General features: G+C 66.0%; 17 protein-coding genes and 1 tRNA gene. 10 read left to right on the top strand and 8 right to left on the bottom strand.

Features of this window, described 5'->3' with window-relative positions; all coding sequences use genetic code 11:
• The first annotated feature begins 156 nt into the window (after positions 1-156).
• From Q0Z44_RS00325 to Q0Z44_RS00315, 3 genes are all read left to right on the top strand, one after another.
• Positions 157-810 carry a protein-L-isoaspartate O-methyltransferase gene (locus Q0Z44_RS00325; protein WP_298008422.1) on the top strand — a complete coding sequence of 218 codons (654 nt, stop codon included), beginning with the start codon at positions 157-159 and terminating at the stop codon, positions 808-810.
• A gap of 40 nt (positions 811-850) precedes the next feature.
• Positions 851-2,275 carry a TolC family outer membrane protein gene (locus tag Q0Z44_RS00320; protein ID WP_298008421.1) on the top strand — a complete coding sequence of 475 codons (1,425 nt, stop codon included), beginning with the start codon at positions 851-853 and terminating at the stop codon, positions 2,273-2,275.
• Positions 2,276-2,656: 381 nt separating this feature from the next.
• On the top strand, positions 2,657-3,445 hold the full coding sequence (locus tag Q0Z44_RS00315) for a PEP-CTERM sorting domain-containing protein (RefSeq protein ID WP_298008419.1): 789 nt from the start codon (positions 2,657-2,659) through the stop codon (positions 3,443-3,445).
• An 83-nt stretch (positions 3,446-3,528) separates the two neighbouring features.
• Here the strand turns inward: Q0Z44_RS00315 and Q0Z44_RS00310 are convergent.
• The 6 genes from Q0Z44_RS00310 to petA form a co-directional block, all read right to left on the bottom strand.
• Positions 3,529-3,604 (bottom strand) — tRNA-Thr (locus tag Q0Z44_RS00310).
• 24 nt (positions 3,605-3,628) lie between these two features.
• A complete protein-coding gene (locus Q0Z44_RS00305) occupies positions 3,629-4,216 on the bottom strand; it encodes a ClpXP protease specificity-enhancing factor (RefSeq protein ID WP_298008414.1) in 588 nt (195 codons plus the stop codon).
• Between the two features lie 32 nt (positions 4,217-4,248).
• The gene (locus tag Q0Z44_RS00300; RefSeq protein WP_298008413.1) at positions 4,249-4,863 is read right to left on the bottom strand and encodes a glutathione S-transferase N-terminal domain-containing protein; all 615 of its coding nucleotides are present in this window, start codon (positions 4,861-4,863) and stop codon (positions 4,249-4,251) included.
• Between the two features lie 128 nt (positions 4,864-4,991).
• A complete protein-coding gene (locus tag Q0Z44_RS00295; RefSeq protein WP_298008412.1) occupies positions 4,992-5,759 on the bottom strand; it encodes a cytochrome c1 in 768 nt (255 codons plus the stop codon).
• Between the two features lie 21 nt (positions 5,760-5,780).
• Positions 5,781-7,181, bottom strand: coding sequence for a cytochrome bc complex cytochrome b subunit (locus Q0Z44_RS00290; RefSeq protein WP_298008410.1), 1,401 nt, complete (start codon positions 7,179-7,181; stop codon positions 5,781-5,783).
• Between the two features lie 14 nt (positions 7,182-7,195).
• Positions 7,196-7,795 carry a ubiquinol-cytochrome c reductase iron-sulfur subunit gene (petA, locus tag Q0Z44_RS00285; protein ID WP_298008406.1) on the bottom strand — a complete coding sequence of 200 codons (600 nt, stop codon included), beginning with the start codon at positions 7,793-7,795 and terminating at the stop codon, positions 7,196-7,198.
• Positions 7,796-8,116: 321 nt separating this feature from the next.
• On the opposite strand from petA, the gene Q0Z44_RS00280 reads away from it, so the two are divergent.
• Entirely contained in the window at positions 8,117-10,624 is a 2,508-nt protein-coding gene (locus tag Q0Z44_RS00280; RefSeq protein WP_298008401.1) for a DUF1631 family protein, read from the top strand.
• A gap of 4 nt (positions 10,625-10,628) precedes the next feature.
• On the opposite strand, the gene pdxA is transcribed toward Q0Z44_RS00280, so the two are convergent.
• The gene (gene pdxA, locus Q0Z44_RS00275) at positions 10,629-11,705 is read right to left on the bottom strand and encodes a 4-hydroxythreonine-4-phosphate dehydrogenase PdxA (protein WP_298008398.1); all 1,077 of its coding nucleotides are present in this window, start codon (positions 11,703-11,705) and stop codon (positions 10,629-10,631) included.
• Between the two features lie 88 nt (positions 11,706-11,793).
• On the opposite strand from pdxA, the gene hisI reads away from it, so the two are divergent.
• The 5 genes from hisI to tatC all read left to right on the top strand — a co-directional run bounded on the left by hisI (position 11,794) and on the right by tatC (position 14,299).
• Positions 11,794-12,183, top strand: coding sequence for a phosphoribosyl-AMP cyclohydrolase (gene hisI, locus Q0Z44_RS00270; protein ID WP_298008395.1), 390 nt, complete (start codon positions 11,794-11,796; stop codon positions 12,181-12,183).
• A gap of 8 nt (positions 12,184-12,191) precedes the next feature.
• Positions 12,192-12,572 (top strand): phosphoribosyl-ATP diphosphatase, encoded by a 381-nt coding sequence (locus tag Q0Z44_RS00265; RefSeq protein ID WP_298008393.1) that lies wholly within the window; start codon positions 12,192-12,194, stop codon positions 12,570-12,572.
• A gap of 137 nt (positions 12,573-12,709) precedes the next feature.
• The gene (gene tatA / locus Q0Z44_RS00260) at positions 12,710-12,937 is read left to right on the top strand and encodes a Sec-independent protein translocase subunit TatA (protein ID WP_298008829.1); all 228 of its coding nucleotides are present in this window, start codon (positions 12,710-12,712) and stop codon (positions 12,935-12,937) included.
• A 51-nt stretch (positions 12,938-12,988) separates the two neighbouring features.
• Positions 12,989-13,483 (top strand): twin-arginine translocase TatA/TatE family subunit, encoded by a 495-nt coding sequence (locus Q0Z44_RS00255; protein WP_298008390.1) that lies wholly within the window; start codon positions 12,989-12,991, stop codon positions 13,481-13,483.
• Between the two features lie 6 nt (positions 13,484-13,489).
• Positions 13,490-14,299 (top strand): twin-arginine translocase subunit TatC, encoded by an 810-nt coding sequence (gene tatC / locus Q0Z44_RS00250; protein WP_298008387.1) that lies wholly within the window; start codon positions 13,490-13,492, stop codon positions 14,297-14,299.
• Between the two features lie 48 nt (positions 14,300-14,347).
• On the opposite strand, the gene Q0Z44_RS00245 is transcribed toward tatC, so the two are convergent.
• On the bottom strand, positions 14,348-15,514 hold the full coding sequence (locus Q0Z44_RS00245; protein WP_298008385.1) for a trypsin-like peptidase domain-containing protein: 1,167 nt from the start codon (positions 15,512-15,514) through the stop codon (positions 14,348-14,350).
• Positions 15,515-15,561: 47 nt separating this feature from the next.
• Here Q0Z44_RS00245 and Q0Z44_RS00240 point away from each other — a divergent pair, with 47 nt between their 5' ends.
• Positions 15,562-16,293 carry a Nif3-like dinuclear metal center hexameric protein gene (locus Q0Z44_RS00240; protein WP_298008825.1) on the top strand — a complete coding sequence of 244 codons (732 nt, stop codon included), beginning with the start codon at positions 15,562-15,564 and terminating at the stop codon, positions 16,291-16,293.

Raw genomic sequence — 16,293 nt, 5'->3', positions numbered from 1 at the left:
GCATCTGCGAGACACCACCGGGCCCATCTGCCCACACCTGCATCGAACCGGGACACGCACGCCCCACCGCCCCCGCCCCCCTGAATCAGCGGCTCTTCTTAGAATCACGGTTTTGCCCCCATTCCTTTCCATACCGTCTCTCGTAGGATGCCCAGCATGAACGTCGAACAAGCCCGCTTCAACATGATCGAGCAACAGATCCGCCCGTGGGACGTCCTGGACACGTCCGTGCTGGGTCTGTTGTCGATGGTTCGCCGTGAAGATTTCGTACCGGCCGCACACCGCAGCCAGGCGTTCATGGACGTCGAGTTGCCGCTCGGTCAAGGTCGCAACCTGTTGGCACCCCGTGTCGAGGCCCGCCTCGTTCAGGACCTGAATCTCAGCAAGCGTGACACCGTGCTGCAGATTGGCGCGGCCACCGGCTACGTCACCGCCCTGCTCGCCCACAAGTCGCAGCGCGTCATTGCGCTCGAAGCCGACGCCGCCCTGGTGTCGGCCGCGCGCGCCAACCTGCGCCAGGCTGGCGTGAGCAACGCCGAAGTCGTGCAGGGTGATGGCACCCAGGGCCTCGCAGCCCAGGCGCCGTTCGACGCCATCCTGCTGTGCGGCTCCGTGCCGGAGGTGCCGCAGGCCCTGCTGGACCAGTTGAAGGTCGGCGGCCGACTGCTGGCCGTGGTCGGCAGCGAGCCGGTCATGCAGGCCACGCTGTTCACCCGAGGCGAAGGCAACCAGTTCAGCCGTCAGGCGCTGTTCGACACGGTCGTCCAGCGCCTGCCCGGCTTCACCGAGCCGAGCCGCTTCCACTTCTGACACCCAACGGACCGCCGCGTCCAGCCGAGGAACACCCGAGATGTACCACCACGCCCGCTTCCTGCACCGTGCGCGTCGGACCACGCCTGCCTCCAGGCCCGGCCTGCGGCGTACGGTGTCGGCCGCCCTGATCGGACTGGCGGTGTCGGCCGGGGCGCAGGCGGACAATCTGGTCGACCTGCTGCAGTCGGCGCGGGGCTACGACGCGGCTTACCTGGCCGCCAAGGCACAGGCCGACTCGGTGCAATTCCGCGTCGAACAAGCGTACGCGCTGCGTCGCCCCACCTTGGGCGTGCAGGCTGCGGTGACGCGGTCGCATCTCGATTCCTCAGTGCCGCCGAACCAGCTCACGGCGGCGCTCGGTCAGCGCAGCAACAACGCGAACTACACGAGCCGCCGCGTGGGCCTGCAAGCGCGCCAACCGATCTACAACGCTCAGGACAACGCCCAGATCGGGCAGGCGGAACGCTCGCTGGAGGTCGCCATGGCGGACCTCCAGACCGCAGAGAACGACCTGATCGCGCGGCTCACGCAGGGCTATTTCGACGTGCTCGCCGCCCAGGACGTGCTGACCACCACGCAAGCCAACAAAAAGGCGCTGGCCGAGCAACTGGCGGCCGCAAAGCGCAGCTTCGAAGTGGGCAACGCCACCATCACTGACACACGCGAAGCACAGGCGCGCTACGACCTGGCCACGGCCCAGGAAATCGCGGCCACGAACGACCTGCAGGTCAAGCGCATCGCACTCGACCAGCTCGTGGGCCGCAACCAGGTCCAGCCCGATCCGCTGGGTGCCCCCGGCAACCTCGACAGACTCCATCCCGGCAATGTCGACGAATGGGTGGACAAGAGCCGCGGCGCGCCGCTGGTGCGCAAGGCAGAACTGGGGCTGGATGTGGCCCGACTGGAGATCGACCGCGCACGGGCCGGTCACCTGCCCACGGTAGCGGCCACCGCCTCCGTAGCCCAGACCGAGGTGGATGCCAGTTCGGCGTTCGTCCGGACCAACCAGGGTGCGGGAACCGCGGCCACGGTGGGCCTCGAAGTGAACATGCCGCTGTTTGCCGGCTTTGCGGTCGAAAACCGCGTGAAGGAAGCCCTGGCGCTGCAAGAGAAGTCGGAGCGCGATGTCGACAACGCTCGCCGGAGTGTGGCGCTCACCACCCGCCAGGCCTTCACCGGTGTGATGTCTGGCCTGGCTCAGGTCAAGGCGTATGAGGCAGCCGAGGCCTCGGCCAAGCTCGCCCTGGAAGCCACGCAACTGGGCTACCGCGTGGGCGTGCGCATCAACAAAGATGTGCTGGATGCCCAGACGGCACTGGCGAACACCCAGAAAGACCTCTACAAGGCGCGCTACGACGTCATCGTCGGCAGCGTCCGGCTGCGTCAGGCCGCCGGCACGCTGAGCGCCGAGGATGTGGCGCAACTCGAGCGTCTGCTGACCGCCGCGCCCCCGACGCCGTGAGCGCCGCAAGCGCCTGCTGAACCGGACAGAAGATCAAGGGCCCGCCGGGGCCCTTTTCTTTTGCCCGACGCGGTCTGACGATCCCACCTGATCAAGGGGGTTCCCGTAACGATATGCAACCCAAGTGTCAGAAACACCTTTCGGGTTTGCCCTGAAGTGGCGCACGACGATGCAAACCGGCTCCCTCTTGCCTGTCGTCCTTTGCTCCCAGCCGGGTAGATGACGGCCGTGACGAAGCGCACACAAAAACTCACGGCGCGCCTCGGTAACGGCCATTACCCTACGTTCGCCTCTGCAGTTTGCAGTGGCCGGCGTGAGGCCCAAGCGGCCGCCTGACGTTGCTTTGAACCCGCAAGCGCCGCAACACAAATGGGGATACTCATGAAACTCGCATTGAAGAGCATCATTGCCACCGCCTCCTTCATCGCCATGGGCGCGGCTTCCGCAGCGCCCGCCAACGTCAGCGTCGGTGGGAGCATCGATGGCTTCACCCTGGTTGGCGGCACCGGCACGCTGACGTTCGACCGCTCGCTGGTCACGGCCATCAACACCGGCCAGATCAAGCTGGCCGAGGCCGCTCCCGCCACCGCCGTGCTGAAGACGACCGCCACCGGCCGTTATCAGAACACCGAAGGCAACCGCCCGACCTTCACTGCCCCGATCACCGGCCTGGCCGTGAGCGGCGGCAACGTGACGGACGCCTACACCGCTGGCGGTGCCAACATGACCGTGGAAGGCGTGATCGACGGCGAGGACAACCTGGCCTCCAGCGGCGGCTCGCTGTCGGTGACCAACATCCACGCTGACCTGACGACCAAGCGCGTCTACGTGGACATCGTGGGCGGCAACGGCGTGGGCACGCTGACCAACTTCTACCTGTGGGACTTCGCCACCATCACCGGCGACACCACGGTGCGTGCTGGCGTCCTGACGAACACGCTGAGCGGCCTGACCATCGCCGGCGGCATCGGCGGTGAAGCCTTCAACACGTTCTCGAAGTCGCTGGGCCTGCTGGCCCCTGGCATCAGCGCCCTGGAAGGCATCACCAACTACGGCTCGATCGTGTCGACCATCGAAGTGACGGCCGTGCCGGAGCCTTCGTCGGTCGCCCTGATGCTGGCTGGTCTGGGCGTCGCTGGCGTCATGGCTCGCCGCCGCAAGGCCGCCTGAGCTGCCTGACCGGGCTGCAGTGCATCTGACACTGCGGCCTGGCCAAAACGAAAGAGGCCCCGCAAGGGGCCTCTTTCTTTGTCTGGTGCCGGCTGTCGGATTCGAACTGACGACCTACCGCTTACAAGGCGGTTGCTCTACCAACTGAGCTAAGCCGGCAACGCCCTCATTCTACACAGCGGATCACTTCACCCGCCGCAGTGTGGGTCGGGCGCCACCACCGGGAGGCTCGGGCGGCGGATCCTCACTGCCCTTGTCGACCACGGCCACAGGCTCGACCGGCCGGCTCTTGGCCGGCTTCGGGGTTCGGGCGAGGCGCAAGGCCGGCGGCCGCTCGGTGGCCTCCTCCTTGCTCACCGGGGTGCGATCGACACCCTCGTGCACGCCGTCCACCACCGTCCCGGTCGAGGGCGGGGCGTCCTGCCCTTCACCACCCAATGACGTCGGCACCGGAAACGCCATGCCCTGCCCGTTCTCGCGGGCATAGATGGCGATCACGTGGTCCACCGGCACGGAGATGTCGCGTGCCACGCCGCCAAAGCGCGCCTTGAACTCGATGAACTCATTGCCCAACTGCAGCTGGCTGGTCGCCTCAAAGCTGACGTTCAGCACGATCTCGTTGTTCTTGACGTACTCCTGGGGGACCTGAACGGACCGGTCCACGTACACCGCGAGATAAGGCGTGAACCCGTTGTCGGTGCACCAGTCGTGCAATGCACGGATCAGATAGGGCCGCGTGGACGAACCCTGTGCTTCTTGTTCAGTGGACATGCTCGTTCTGGTCCTGGGCGGTCACGGGGCGATCACTTGCGCATGACCTTCTCGGAAGGCGTCAGCGCCTCGATGTAGGCGGGGCGCGAGAAGATGCGCTCAGCATACTTCAACAGCGGCAGCGCGTTCTTCGACAGCTCGATCCCGTAATAGTCCAGGCGCCACAGCAGCGGGGCGATGGCCACGTCGAGCATCGAGAAGTCGTCGCCCAGCATGTACTTGTTCTTCAGGAAGATCGGGGCAAGCTGGGTCAGGCGATCACGGATCTGCGAACGGGCCTTCTCGAGCTGCTTGTCGTTGGCCTTGATGCCGCCGCGGCCTTCGAGCAGGTTGACGTGGGCGAACAGTTCCTTCTCGAAATTGAGCAGGAACAGGCGCACGCGGGCACGGGCCACGGGGTCGCCGGGCATCAGCTGCGGGTGCGGGAAGCGCTCGTCGATGTACTCGTTGATGATGTGCGACTCGTACAGGATGAGGTCGCGCTCCACCAGGATGGGCACCTCGTTGTACGGGTTCATCAGGGCGATGTCTTCGGGCTTGGCGAAGATGTCGACGTCACGGATCTCGAAATCCATGCCTTTTTCAAACAGGACGAAACGGCAACGGTGCGAGTAGGGGCAGGTCGTTCCGGAATACAGCACCATCATGGCGGTGGCTCCTAAGGTCAAAAGAGGCAGGTGGCGCGTTGCGCCACAAAACAACGAAGCGCAGTGACCCTTTTCAAGGCCACTGCGCTGGTGACGGGCTCACCGAGGGGCGAAGCCGCGTCGCGCGTTTACTTCACGTCTTTCCAGTACGCGGCATTCAGGCGCCAGGCAATGAAGGTGAAGATCGCCAGGAAGATCAGCACGCCCACGCCGATGCGGGTGCGCTGAGTCTGCATGGGTTCGGCCATCCACTGCAGGTAGGCCACAAGGTCAGCCATGGCGCTGTCGAACTCCTGCGGCGACAGCTTACCCTGCGTGACCTGCTCGAAGCCGTCGAAACGGTGCACGGTCTTGCCCGCAGCATGCGGATCCGGCTCGGTCACGAACTTTGCTTCGCGCACCCCTTGCAGTTCCCACAGCACGTGCGGCATGCCGACGTTCGGGAAGGTCAGGTTGTTCCAGCCGGTCGGACGGGTGTCGTCGCGGTAGAAGGTGCGCAGGTAGGTGTACAGGTAGTCTGCACCGGTGCCGGAGTGGCTGGCACGCGAACGGGCCACCAGGGTCAGGTCAGGCGGCACGGCACCGAACCATTCCTTGGCGTCGCGCGGATTCAGGGACACCTTCATCACGTCACCCACCTTGTCGGTCGGGAACAGAAGGTTGTCCTTGATCTGCTGTTCGGTCAGGCCGATGTCCTTCAGGCGATTGAAGCGCATGAAGGCCGCTGCGTGACAGTTCAGGCAGTAGTTGACGAAGATCTTGGCGCCATTCTGCAGGGCGGCCAGGTCGGTCACGCGCTCCTTGGGGAACTTGTCGAGGACCAGGTCACCGCCCGAGGCCTGAGCACCCGTCACCAGGGCAAGGGCAGCCAGCAAAGAGGCAAGCAGTTTTTTCATGGTTGTTCTTTCCTGCGTCGATCAGTGGGGCTTGAAGGTGACGCGCTCGGGCACCGTCTTGAAGGTACCCAGCTGGCTCCACCACGGCATCAGCACGAAGAAGCCGAAGTAGAGCAGCGTGCCAACCTGCGACACCAGTTCACCCGTGGGCGATGGCGGCTGCACGCCCAGGTAACCGAGGATCACGAAATTGACGACGAAGACCGCGTAGACGATCTTGTGCCAGCCCGGACGGTAGCGGATGGACTTCACCGGGCTCTTGTCGAACCAGGGCAGCCCGGCCAGGATCACCACGGCGCCGCCCATCACGGCCACGCCCCAGAACTTGGCTTCGAAGGTCTTGAGCAGACCGATGACCACAGCGGCGATCACCAGACCCGCGACCTTGGCCTTGCCGTCACCCTTGCCCTTGACCAGATTCAGAACGGCGCCCAGCGCGATGATGATGGCCAGAACGTTGACCATCAGGTCGGTCGTGGCACGCAGCATCGAGTAGAACGGCGTGAAGTACCAGACCGGTGCAATGTGCGGCGGGGTCTTGAACGGGTCAGCCGGGATGAAGTTGTTGTACTCGAGGAAGTAACCACCGAGTTCGGGCATGAAGAAGATCACGGCCGTGAACACCATGAGGAAACCGCCCACGCCCAGCAGGTCGTGCACCGAGTAGTACGGGTGGAACGGAATGCCATCCAGCGGCTTGCCGTTGGCGTCCTTCTTGGCCTTGATCTCGACGCCGTCCGGGTTGTTCGAGCCGACTTCGTGCAGCGCGATGATGTGCGCGACCACCAGGCCCAGCAGGACCAGCGGCACGGCGATCACGTGCAGCGAGAAGAAGCGGTTCAGCGTGGCATCGCCCACGACGTAATCGCCGCGAATCAGGATCGCCAGATCAGGACCGACGAACGGGATGGCAGCAAACAGGTTGATGATCACCTGGGCGCCCCAGTACGACATCTGACCCCAGGGCAGGAGGTAGCCCATGAAGGCTTCGGCCATCAGCGCCAGGAAGATCAGGCAGCCGAAGATCCAGACCAGTTCACGCGGGGTGCGGTACGAACCGTAGATCAGACCGCGGTACATGTGCAGGTACACCACGACAAAGAACGCCGAGGCGCCGGTCGAGTGCATGTAGCGGATCAGCCAGCCCCAGGGCACATCACGCATGATGTACTCGACCGAGGCGAAGGCCAGTTCGGCATCCGGCTTGTAGTTCATGACCAGGAAGATGCCGGTCACGATCTGGATCACCAGCACCAGCAGCGCCAGCGAGCCGAAGAAATACCAGAAGTTGAAGTTCTTCGGCGCGTAGTACTCGCCGACGTGCTCGTTCCAGAGCTTGGTGGCCGGGAACCGGTTGTCCACCCAGGTGAGGAGCTTTTCACCAGCGCCAGCGCCGGCGGGGGCTTGTTTCATTTCAGCCATCGTGGGGTCTCCGATCAGGCCTTCTTGTCTTCACCGATCAGCAGCTTGCTGTCGGACAGATACATGTGGGGCGGGATCTCCAGGTTGTCCGGAGCGGGCTTGTTCTTGAAGACCCGGCCGGCCAGGTCGAAGGTCGAGCCGTGGCAGGGGCACAGGAAGCCGCCCGGCCAGTCGTCGGGCAGCGACGCCTGCGGGCCGGACTGGAACTTGGTGGAGGGCGAGCATCCGAGGTGGGTGCAGATGCCGACCGCCACCAGCACTTCCGGCTTGATCGAGCGATGGGTGTTGCGGCAGTACTCGGGGGTGAGTTCGGCCGGCTTGCGTTCGGAATTCGGATCAGCCAGTTGCGGATCGATCTTCTTCAGTGCGGCAAGCTGCTCGGGCGTGCGCTTCATGATCCACACGGGCTTGCCGCGCCACTCGACCGTCATCATCTCGCCCGGCTTGAGGGCGCTGATATCAGCCTCCACGGCCGCGCCGGCAGCACGCGCACGTTCGGAAGGTTGGAAGGTCGAAACGAAGGGGATGGCTGTGGCCACGCCGCCCACGCCACCGGCGGCGCAGGCCATGGTCACCCAGGTCCGACGGCTTTGGTCCACTGGCTGATTGCTCATGGTTTTCCTTGAGGACGATGACATTGAATGGGGTCAACCGCGCATTCTAACGGACGCGCACCGCCTTCCTGGCGCATCGCTGTCCGCCGTGCTGAGACTCTGGTCTGGATCAATGTGCGTCATTTGCGCCACAAGGCCGACGGAGTGCCACGTTCGCGATCGGGAAAGAGCCGTTTGGACGAATGTATGCCACCGTGAGACTGGTGACAATTTGCAAAATAGACACAAGGCTGCGGCAGCGCGGCCGATAAGCTCGTACCGAGTGCCGTCGATGCCACCGGCATCGCTGGCTGGTCAGCCCATGTAAGAGGAAGCGCCCCCGTGACCGACCCGCGAAACGACGCGATCGTCCAGGCCGCCGCCAGCCGAGTGCAGGCGGCGGTGTCGGACGCGCTCGATCGCCTGGTGCTGCAGACCGGCCCGCTGGCGATGGCCGCCACCAGCAACCTGCAGCGCCAGTTGCTGATGAACGTGGACGGGGTGCTGCGGCGCCAGACACCGCGTCTCAACCAGGCATTTGCCCGGGCCCTGATTGCCCGCCTTCAGAAGACGTTTGGCGGCCGCGAGGAGGGCGATGGCACGCAGGTCCGCCTGACACGCGACGCGGACTGGTCTGCCCTCACCCTGGTCGACAACGCCGAGGTCGAGCGCGGCGTTCACGCGGAGCGGCTGGGCCAGTCGCTCGCCAGCGAGTGCCATGAGGTGCTGGCGGAGCTCGACAACCACCTTGCCACGCTGCTGGCGGCGAACCAGCTCGAACGGCATGCCCTTCGCCCCGCGCGGCTGGCAGACGCCCTGCTGGAGGCCGTCGCAGAAGTCGAGAGCGACGCTGAGGTGGCGCAGCTGCTTGGCCACCACCTGGGCAGGGTTCTGGGTCCGCTGCTCGGTCCCTGCTATCAGCAGATCATCGCGCACCTGCGCTCTCATGGCATCCGCCCGCAGGCGATGACGGTGCAGCGCAGCCGTGCGAGCACCGGGCCCGGTTCGCTGAGTGGCGGGGGACTGGCCAGCGGGCAGGCGCCTCTGAGCACCCGCCCGTCCAGTCTTGGCGGGCCCGTGACCGACGAGGTCGGGCGCCATGACGAGGGCCCCACCTGGCGTGGTGCGGGCGGCCCGCCCTCGGAGGCGCACCTTCGGGCGGCCCATGCGCTGAGCCACATGTTCGGCGTCACGATGCCGGCCCCGGCCGAAGAATCGCTGCCGCCGATGCGCCTGCGCGCCCAGGCAACGGGCGGGGGCGTGCATCCCGGCCAGCTGGCGCCGGCCTCCTCGGACTTCCAGGCGTTGTTGCAACGCATCAACCGCCAGGCAGCGGGGCCGTCGTGGTCCGATGCCCTGGCGCCGCAGGAGCCGGATGGGGGCGACGCCGGCACCGCGCCTGGCTTTGCCGGCCGGCTCATGGCCGCCAACCTGATCCGCGCCCACCGCGATGAACTGATCCGCACGAGCGGAGGGGCCGCGCTGGACCAGATGGTCATCGACATCGTGGCCGCGCTGTTCGACCAGGTGCTGTCCGACCCGAAGGTGGCGCCCGAGATGGCGCGCCAGATTGCCCGGCTGCAGATGCCGGTGCTCCGCGTCGCGCTGGCCGACATGGGCTTCTTCCATTCACGCAAGCACCCGGTGCGGCGCTTCGTGAACCGCATTGCCACGCTGTCGGTCGCGTACGACACGCTGGAGGCAGGCCCCGGGAAATCCTGTCTGGAGCAGGTCACGGCGCTGGTCAACGACATCGTGGACGGCGACTTCGACAACATGGCGCTTTACGAAGCCAAGCTGTCGGAGTTGGAACGGCACATCGAGTCGAGCAACGCCCGCGAGTCTGCCGAGAACGCGGCTGTTCAGGCACTGCTGAGCGGCAAGGAGGCCGACCTGCGCGTGCAGCAACGCTACATGCACTTGCTGCGGCGCGAACTGGCCGACGTGTCGATGCCCGACTTCGTGCGCGACTTCCTGACGCAGATCTGGAGCCAGGTGCAGGTGATGGCCTCGGCCCGCGATGGCACGCAATCGGCATTTGCCGCCCGGATGCGCAAGGCGGGTCACGATCTGGCGCTGAGTGTGCAGCCCAAGGGCTCACCCGCCCTGCGCAAGGCCTTCCTGATGACGCTGCCCCAGCTGATGAAGGACCTCAACGAGGGCCTGGCGCTGATTCAATGGCCCGAGGAAGCGAAGCAGGCCTTCTTCTCGCAACTGCTGCCCGCCCATGCCGAATGCCTGAAGCAGGCGCCGCACCACGATCTGACGCAACGCCTGCTGGAGCAGCAACTCAACAAGGTCGAGCGCATCGACATCCCCAGCCGGGAAGACGCGGCAAACGACCCGCTGCCCGCCGCCATCGAAGACCTGCAGTCGCCACCCGTGCTGACGGTGGTCTCCGCGCTGACGCCAGAAGAGGTGCAGGAAGCGGGCTTCGTGCCGGAGACGTCGGTCTCGATGGAGCCGCTCGACATCGACCTGGACGAGCCCGCCGGCGAGGTGGACCCTTCGCTGATGGAGGTGGACATCAACCTCGACGCCCCGCCGCCGCCGGTGGCCGGCCTGCAGCTGGTGCACCACGTGCAGAAGGGGACTGCCTACCAGATGCTGATGCAGGGCGAATGGAAGAAGGTGCGCCTGACCTGGGTGAGCGACGGCCGCACGTTCTTCATCTTCACGCAGGGGCATCTGCACAAGAAGACCATTTCGCTGACGGCGCGCACACTGGCCAAGATGTGCGACACCGGCCGCTTCAAGGCCTTCGAGCAGTCAGAATTGCTCGAACGCGCCACGATGCGGGCCCGCCGTCAGCTGGCGGCGCTCGGCACCGGCGGACGCTCGGCAGCCTGAGGGCTCAGCGCGCGGCCCTTCGGCCGGCCACCATGCGGCGCGCCATGGCGGCGGCCTGAGCAAAACTGCTGGCATCGGCCTGCCCCGTTCCGGCAATGTCGAAGGCGGTGCCATGGTCCGGGCTGGTCCGCACGAAAGGCAGCCCCAGTGTCACGTTCACGCCCTGATCGAGCCCCATGTACTTGACCGGAATCAGGCCCTGGTCGTGGTACATCGCGACCACCACGTCGAACTCACCCGGATGGGCCGGGGGATCGTGGCGGGCACGCATGAAGACGGTGTCGGGTGCGACCGGCCCATGCGCGTCGATGCCCTCGGCCCGGGCTGCCTCGATGGCCGGACCGATGATGGTGAGTTCCTCGTCGCCGAACAGGCCGCCCTCGCCCGCGTGCGGGTTCAACCCGGCCACAGCGATGCGGGGCGACGCCACACCCCAGGTGGCCGCAGCACGGTGGGTGATGCGCAGGGTTTCGAGCACCGCGGGCAGCGTCACCTGTTCGATGGCGCGGCGCAGGGCCACATGAATGGTGACCAGCACGGTCTTGAGCTGGTCATTGGCCAGCATCATGCGGACGGGCGCCGGCGGCTCTCCCGGCGCCGCACCCTCCGCCTGCAGAAGCTCGGTGTGGCCCGGGTAAGGCTCGCCGGCCAACGCGAGCGCTTCCTTGTGCAGCGGCGCGGTCACGATCGCGTCGACTTCCCCGCTTCGCGCCAGGCGAACGGCCTCACGGATGCACGCGGCCGCCGCCCGCCCTGCCCGCTCGTCAACCTGCCCGACGGGCGCAGCCACCAGGTCGGCCGGCATGCCGGGCGGCGCCCAGACGCCCATCGTGCCGGCCGGCAAGGCCCACGCCTCGTGCGGCGAGGACAAGGCCTGTACCGCCACGCGGCCCGGCGCCACCCAGCCGATCGCCCGCGTCATCACGGCCGGATCCCCCACCACGACGGCAGACGGCGTTGCCTGGTCGACCCACCAGCGCGCGACGATCTCCGGGCCGATCCCGCAGGCGTCGCCCATCGTGATCGCCAGACGCGCGGCGGCCGCTGCGTCGGGGGAAGCGGAGTACGGGGAGGTGGTCATGGCGCAGTTCGAGCAGAGGTGGAAGACACACGATATTGTGAGCGGGGAAACCCCAGGGCCGGCCCCGCGATTGCTACACTGCCAGTCTATGAATTGGTTGGACGACATCCGCTGGGATGACAAGGGCCTGGTGCCCGTGATTGCGCAGGAAGCACAGACCGGCGACGTGCTCATGTTCGCCTGGATGAACCGCGACGCGCTGGCCAAGACCGCCGAGCTGGGTGAGGCGGTGTATTTCAGCCGTTCGCGCGGCAAGCTCTGGCACAAGGGCGAGGAATCGGGGCACATCCAGAAAGTGCACGCGATCCGTCTGGACTGTGACAACGATGTGGTGCTGCTGCAGGTGACGCAACTGGGACACGAACCCGGCATCGCCTGCCATACCGGCCGGCACAGCTGCTTTTTCCAGAAGTACGAGAATGGCCAGTGGGTGAGCACCGAACCGGTGCTGAAAGACCCGAACCAGATTTACAAGTAAGCGCCACCATGAGCGACACCCCCGACCACCTCGACGTGCTGGCCCGTGTGGCCGACGTGATCGCTTCCCGCAAGGGCGGTGACCCGGAAAAAAGTTATGTGGCCCGCTTGTTTCACAAGGGCACCGACACCATCTTGAAGAAGGTGGGCGAGGAGGCCACTGAGACCGTGCTCGCCGCAAAGGACCTGGCCGCCGCACCGGACTCGGCCACGGCACGCCAGGCGCTGGTGGGTGAGTTGGCCGACCTGTGGTTTCACTCGATGGTGGCGATGGCCCACCTCGGGCTCGGTCCGCACGATGTGGTCGCCGAGCTGGCGCGGCGCGAGGGGCTTTCGGGCCTCGAAGAGTTCGCGCGGAGGTCGGCTCCCGGCAACAAACCTGTGGTGTGAGTGATGCCGAGGGGCGGTCGTCATACAGTTGACAGCCTGCAGGTCTACCATTCGCGCATGCACGGTGCCCCGGCCCAGCCGAGGAGCGTCATTTTTCCTGTAGTCGTTGCGGCCGGAGGCCGCGTTGGAGAGAGCACCTGGGTTCATTCAGCAGCTGGGACGGGTTTTTAGTGGTGGTGTTGGTGGGGATGGTGTTTGGCACCAAGAAGCTCAAGAACGTTGGCAGCGACCTCGGCGCTGCCGTGAAGGGCTTCAAGGACGGCATGAAGGACGGCGGCAGCCCCGAGCAGCCTCCTCAGCAGGTGACCGGCGCCCACCGCACCGATGCCAACACGGTCGACGTTGACGCCAAGACCAAGTCGTGATCTTCACACCCCGCGGTGGCCGCCTGCTGAAGGCGGCCGGGGTTCCGCGCCATGATTGATTTCGGCATCGACAAGATCGCGTTGATCGGGGCTGTGGCGCTGATCGTGCTCGGCCCGGAGCGGCTGCCTCGCGTCGCACGCACGGTGGGCGTGCTGCTCGGCAAGGCGCAGCGCTACGTGCAGCAGGTCCAGAGCGAGGTCAACCGCTCCATCGAGGTCGAGGAACTGCGCAAGATGCAGACCGACATCAGCGACGCGGCGCGCGATCTGGGCAGCCAGGTTCAACAAGGTCTCAACGAGGCCAGCCAGGCCCTGTCGGGTCAGGACGTCAACGAAGCGTCGTCAGCAGGTGGCAGCTTCTACAACGACCTGACGCACACGCCCTACTACGGCAATCCGCTGCCCGAGCGCAAGAACTGGCGCCTCAAGCGCGGCGCCACGCCCCTCTGGTACAAGCAGCGTCACGGCGTTCGCCGTCACGTGCAGTCTGGCGCGGCCCGCGTGGCGCGCTTCCGTCCCGCTTCGGGCGCCTCTCGCCATCCGTGATCCACCGTGAGTGACCCCTCCCAACGCCCGGAAGAGCCCACGGGCGCCGAGCAGCCGTTTGTCTCCCACCTGATCGAACTGCGCGACCGGCTCATCCGGTGCGTGATCGCGGTGGGCATCGCCTTCGCCGTGCTGGCCATTTACCCCTCACCCTCGGGTCTGTACGATCTGCTGGCGGCGCCGCTGGTGTCGCACCTGCCCAAGGGGGCCACCCTGATCGCCACCAACCCGATCTCGCCCTTCATGGTGCCGATCAAGGTGACGATGCTGGCCGCACTGATGCTGGCCCTGCCGGTCGTGTTGTTCCAGATCTGGGCTTTTGTGGCGCCCGGCCTCTACACCCACGAGAAGCGCCTGGTGTACCCGCTGATCATCACGAGCACGGTGCTGTTCTTCATCGGCGTGGCGTTCTGCTACTTCTTCGTGTTCGGGCAGGTCTTCAAGTTCATCCAGAGTTTTGCCCCCAAAAGCATCACCGCAGCACCGGACATCGAGGCCTACCTGAGCTTCGTGCTCAACATGTTCCTGGCATTCGGCGCAGCGTTCGAGGTGCCGGTGGTGCTGATCATCCTCGCCCGCATGGGCATGGTCACGATCGAGAAGCTGCGCGCTTTCCGCAGCTACTTCATCGTCATTGCCTTCGTGATTGCCGCCGTGGTGACGCCGCCCGATGTGGTGTCCCAGCTGGCGCTCGCGATCCCGATGTGCCTGCTGTATGAACTGGGCATCTGGGGCGCGATCCTGTTCGTCAAGCACACGCAGGCACCCGACGCCGACTCCGCGGGCGCCTCTTCGTCCGAGCCGCCTTCCGCATGACGCCCCTTCCGGCGCGGCGATGAAAAAGGGCCCTGCGGGGCCCTTTGTTCAATCCTCGTCGTCTTCCTGCGGGCGCAGCGGCTGCTTGGGCCTGCGCGCGGGCACCACCGTGAGCCGGGCCACCTGCCCTTCACGCAGCACCTCCACCGGTGCGGCCTGCCCCGGCTTCAGTGCCGCCACGGCATTGAGCAGCTGGGCGGTGTTGGCCACCCCGGTCTTGCCCACCTTCAACACCACGTCGCCGGGACGCAAGCCGCCCTGGGCGGCCGGGCCGTTCTGCAGCACCCCGGTGATCAGCACACCGTCACGCACCGGCAGGTTGAAGGTCTCCGCGATCTCGGGCGTCAGGTCGCGCGGCTCGACACCGATCCAGCCGCGTGTGACCTGGCCTTCCTGAATCAGGCTGTCTAGCACCTGGCGGGCCGTGGAGACCGGGATGGCGAACCCGATGCCCATGTTGCCCCCCGAACGTGAGTAGATGGCGGTGTTGATGCCGATCAGGTTGCCCACCCCGTCGACCAGCGCCCCGCCCGAGTTACCCGGGTTGATGGCGGCATCCGTCTGGATGAAGTTTTCGAAAGTGTTGATGCCCAACTGGTTGCGGCCCAGCGCACTGACAATGCCCGAGGTGACGGTCTGGCCGACACCAAAGGGGTTGCCGATGGCCAGCACGGCATCGCCCACCTGTAGCTCATCCGAGTTGCCGAAGGCGATGAACGGCAGGCGGTCGAGGTCGACCTTGAGCACGGCCAGATCGGTATCCGGATCGGTGCCGATGACCTTGGCGCGGGCCTTGCGGCCATCGACCAGCATGACTTCGATGTCTTCCATGCGGTCGATCACGTGGTTGTTGGTCAGCACGTAGCCTTCCGGCGACACGATGACACCCGAGCCCACGCCCGACTGCGGCTGGCTTTCCTGATCGCCGAAGAAGTAGCGGAACCATGGATCGCGGCTGTGCGGGTGGCGCGCGCCGGAATTGCTGGTGATGACGCTCACGACGGTGGGCGCCGCACGGCGTGCCGCATCGGCAAAGCCACCTGGCTGCGTTTTACTGGCCGACCGGGCCGTGGGGGCCGACAGCACGGTGGGCGAAGGCAGGCCCTGGCGCCAGGTCAGAGACTGGATCCACTGAGGCTTGAACGTGGACAGCACAAAAAGCACTGCCACGGCGACCGTCACGGTCTGGGAGAAAATCAACCAGGTTCTACGCATTCAACATCACCGTCCAGAAAGGGACTGCCGTGATCGACAGAGACTCGATGGTCAGCTACACCCAGATGCTGCTGGACGCAGGCCGTTTCAAGGATTATGGGCCGAACGGGCTGCAAGTCGAGGGGCGACCGTCCATCCGCAAACTGGTCACCGGTGTGACGGCCAGCCTGGCGCTGATCGAAGCCGCCGTGGCCGAGGGAGCCGATGCCATTCTGGTTCACCATGGCCTGTTCTGGCGGGGCCAGGACGGCCGCGTGACCGGCTGGATGCGCCAGCGCCTGGGCCAGCTGCTCGCGCACGACATCAACCTGATTGCCTACCACCTGCCGCTGGACGCCCACCCCGAGCTGGGCAACAACGCCCAATGGGGGCAAAAGCTGGGCCTGGCGGCCGATGCGCGGTTCGGCGATCAGGATCTGGGCTTCCTGGGCGCGGCGCCCGAAGGGCTGACGCTGGACGGACTGGCCTGCCGGGTCAGGACTGCGCTGGACCGGGAGCCGGTCGTGCTGCCAGGCGACGGGCGCCCGCTGCGCCGGGTGGCATGGTGCAGCGGGGGCGCGCAAGGTTACTTCGAGCAGGCCATTGGCGCCGGCGCCGATGTGTTCCTGACGGGCGAGGTGTCCGAGCCGCAGGCGCACTACGCGCGGGAGACCGGGGTGGCCTTTCTCGCCTGCGGCCACCATGCCAGCGAGCGGTACGGCGTGCAGGCGCTCGGTACCCACCTGAGTGAACGTTTCGACCTCACCCATGTGTTCATCGACGTGCCCAATCCGGCCTGA

The organism is uncultured Aquabacterium sp., from assembly GCF_947366995.1.
Classification (GTDB): domain Bacteria; phylum Pseudomonadota; class Gammaproteobacteria; order Burkholderiales; family Burkholderiaceae_C; genus Aquabacterium.
This window is presented reverse-complemented; position numbering and strand designations above follow the sequence as displayed.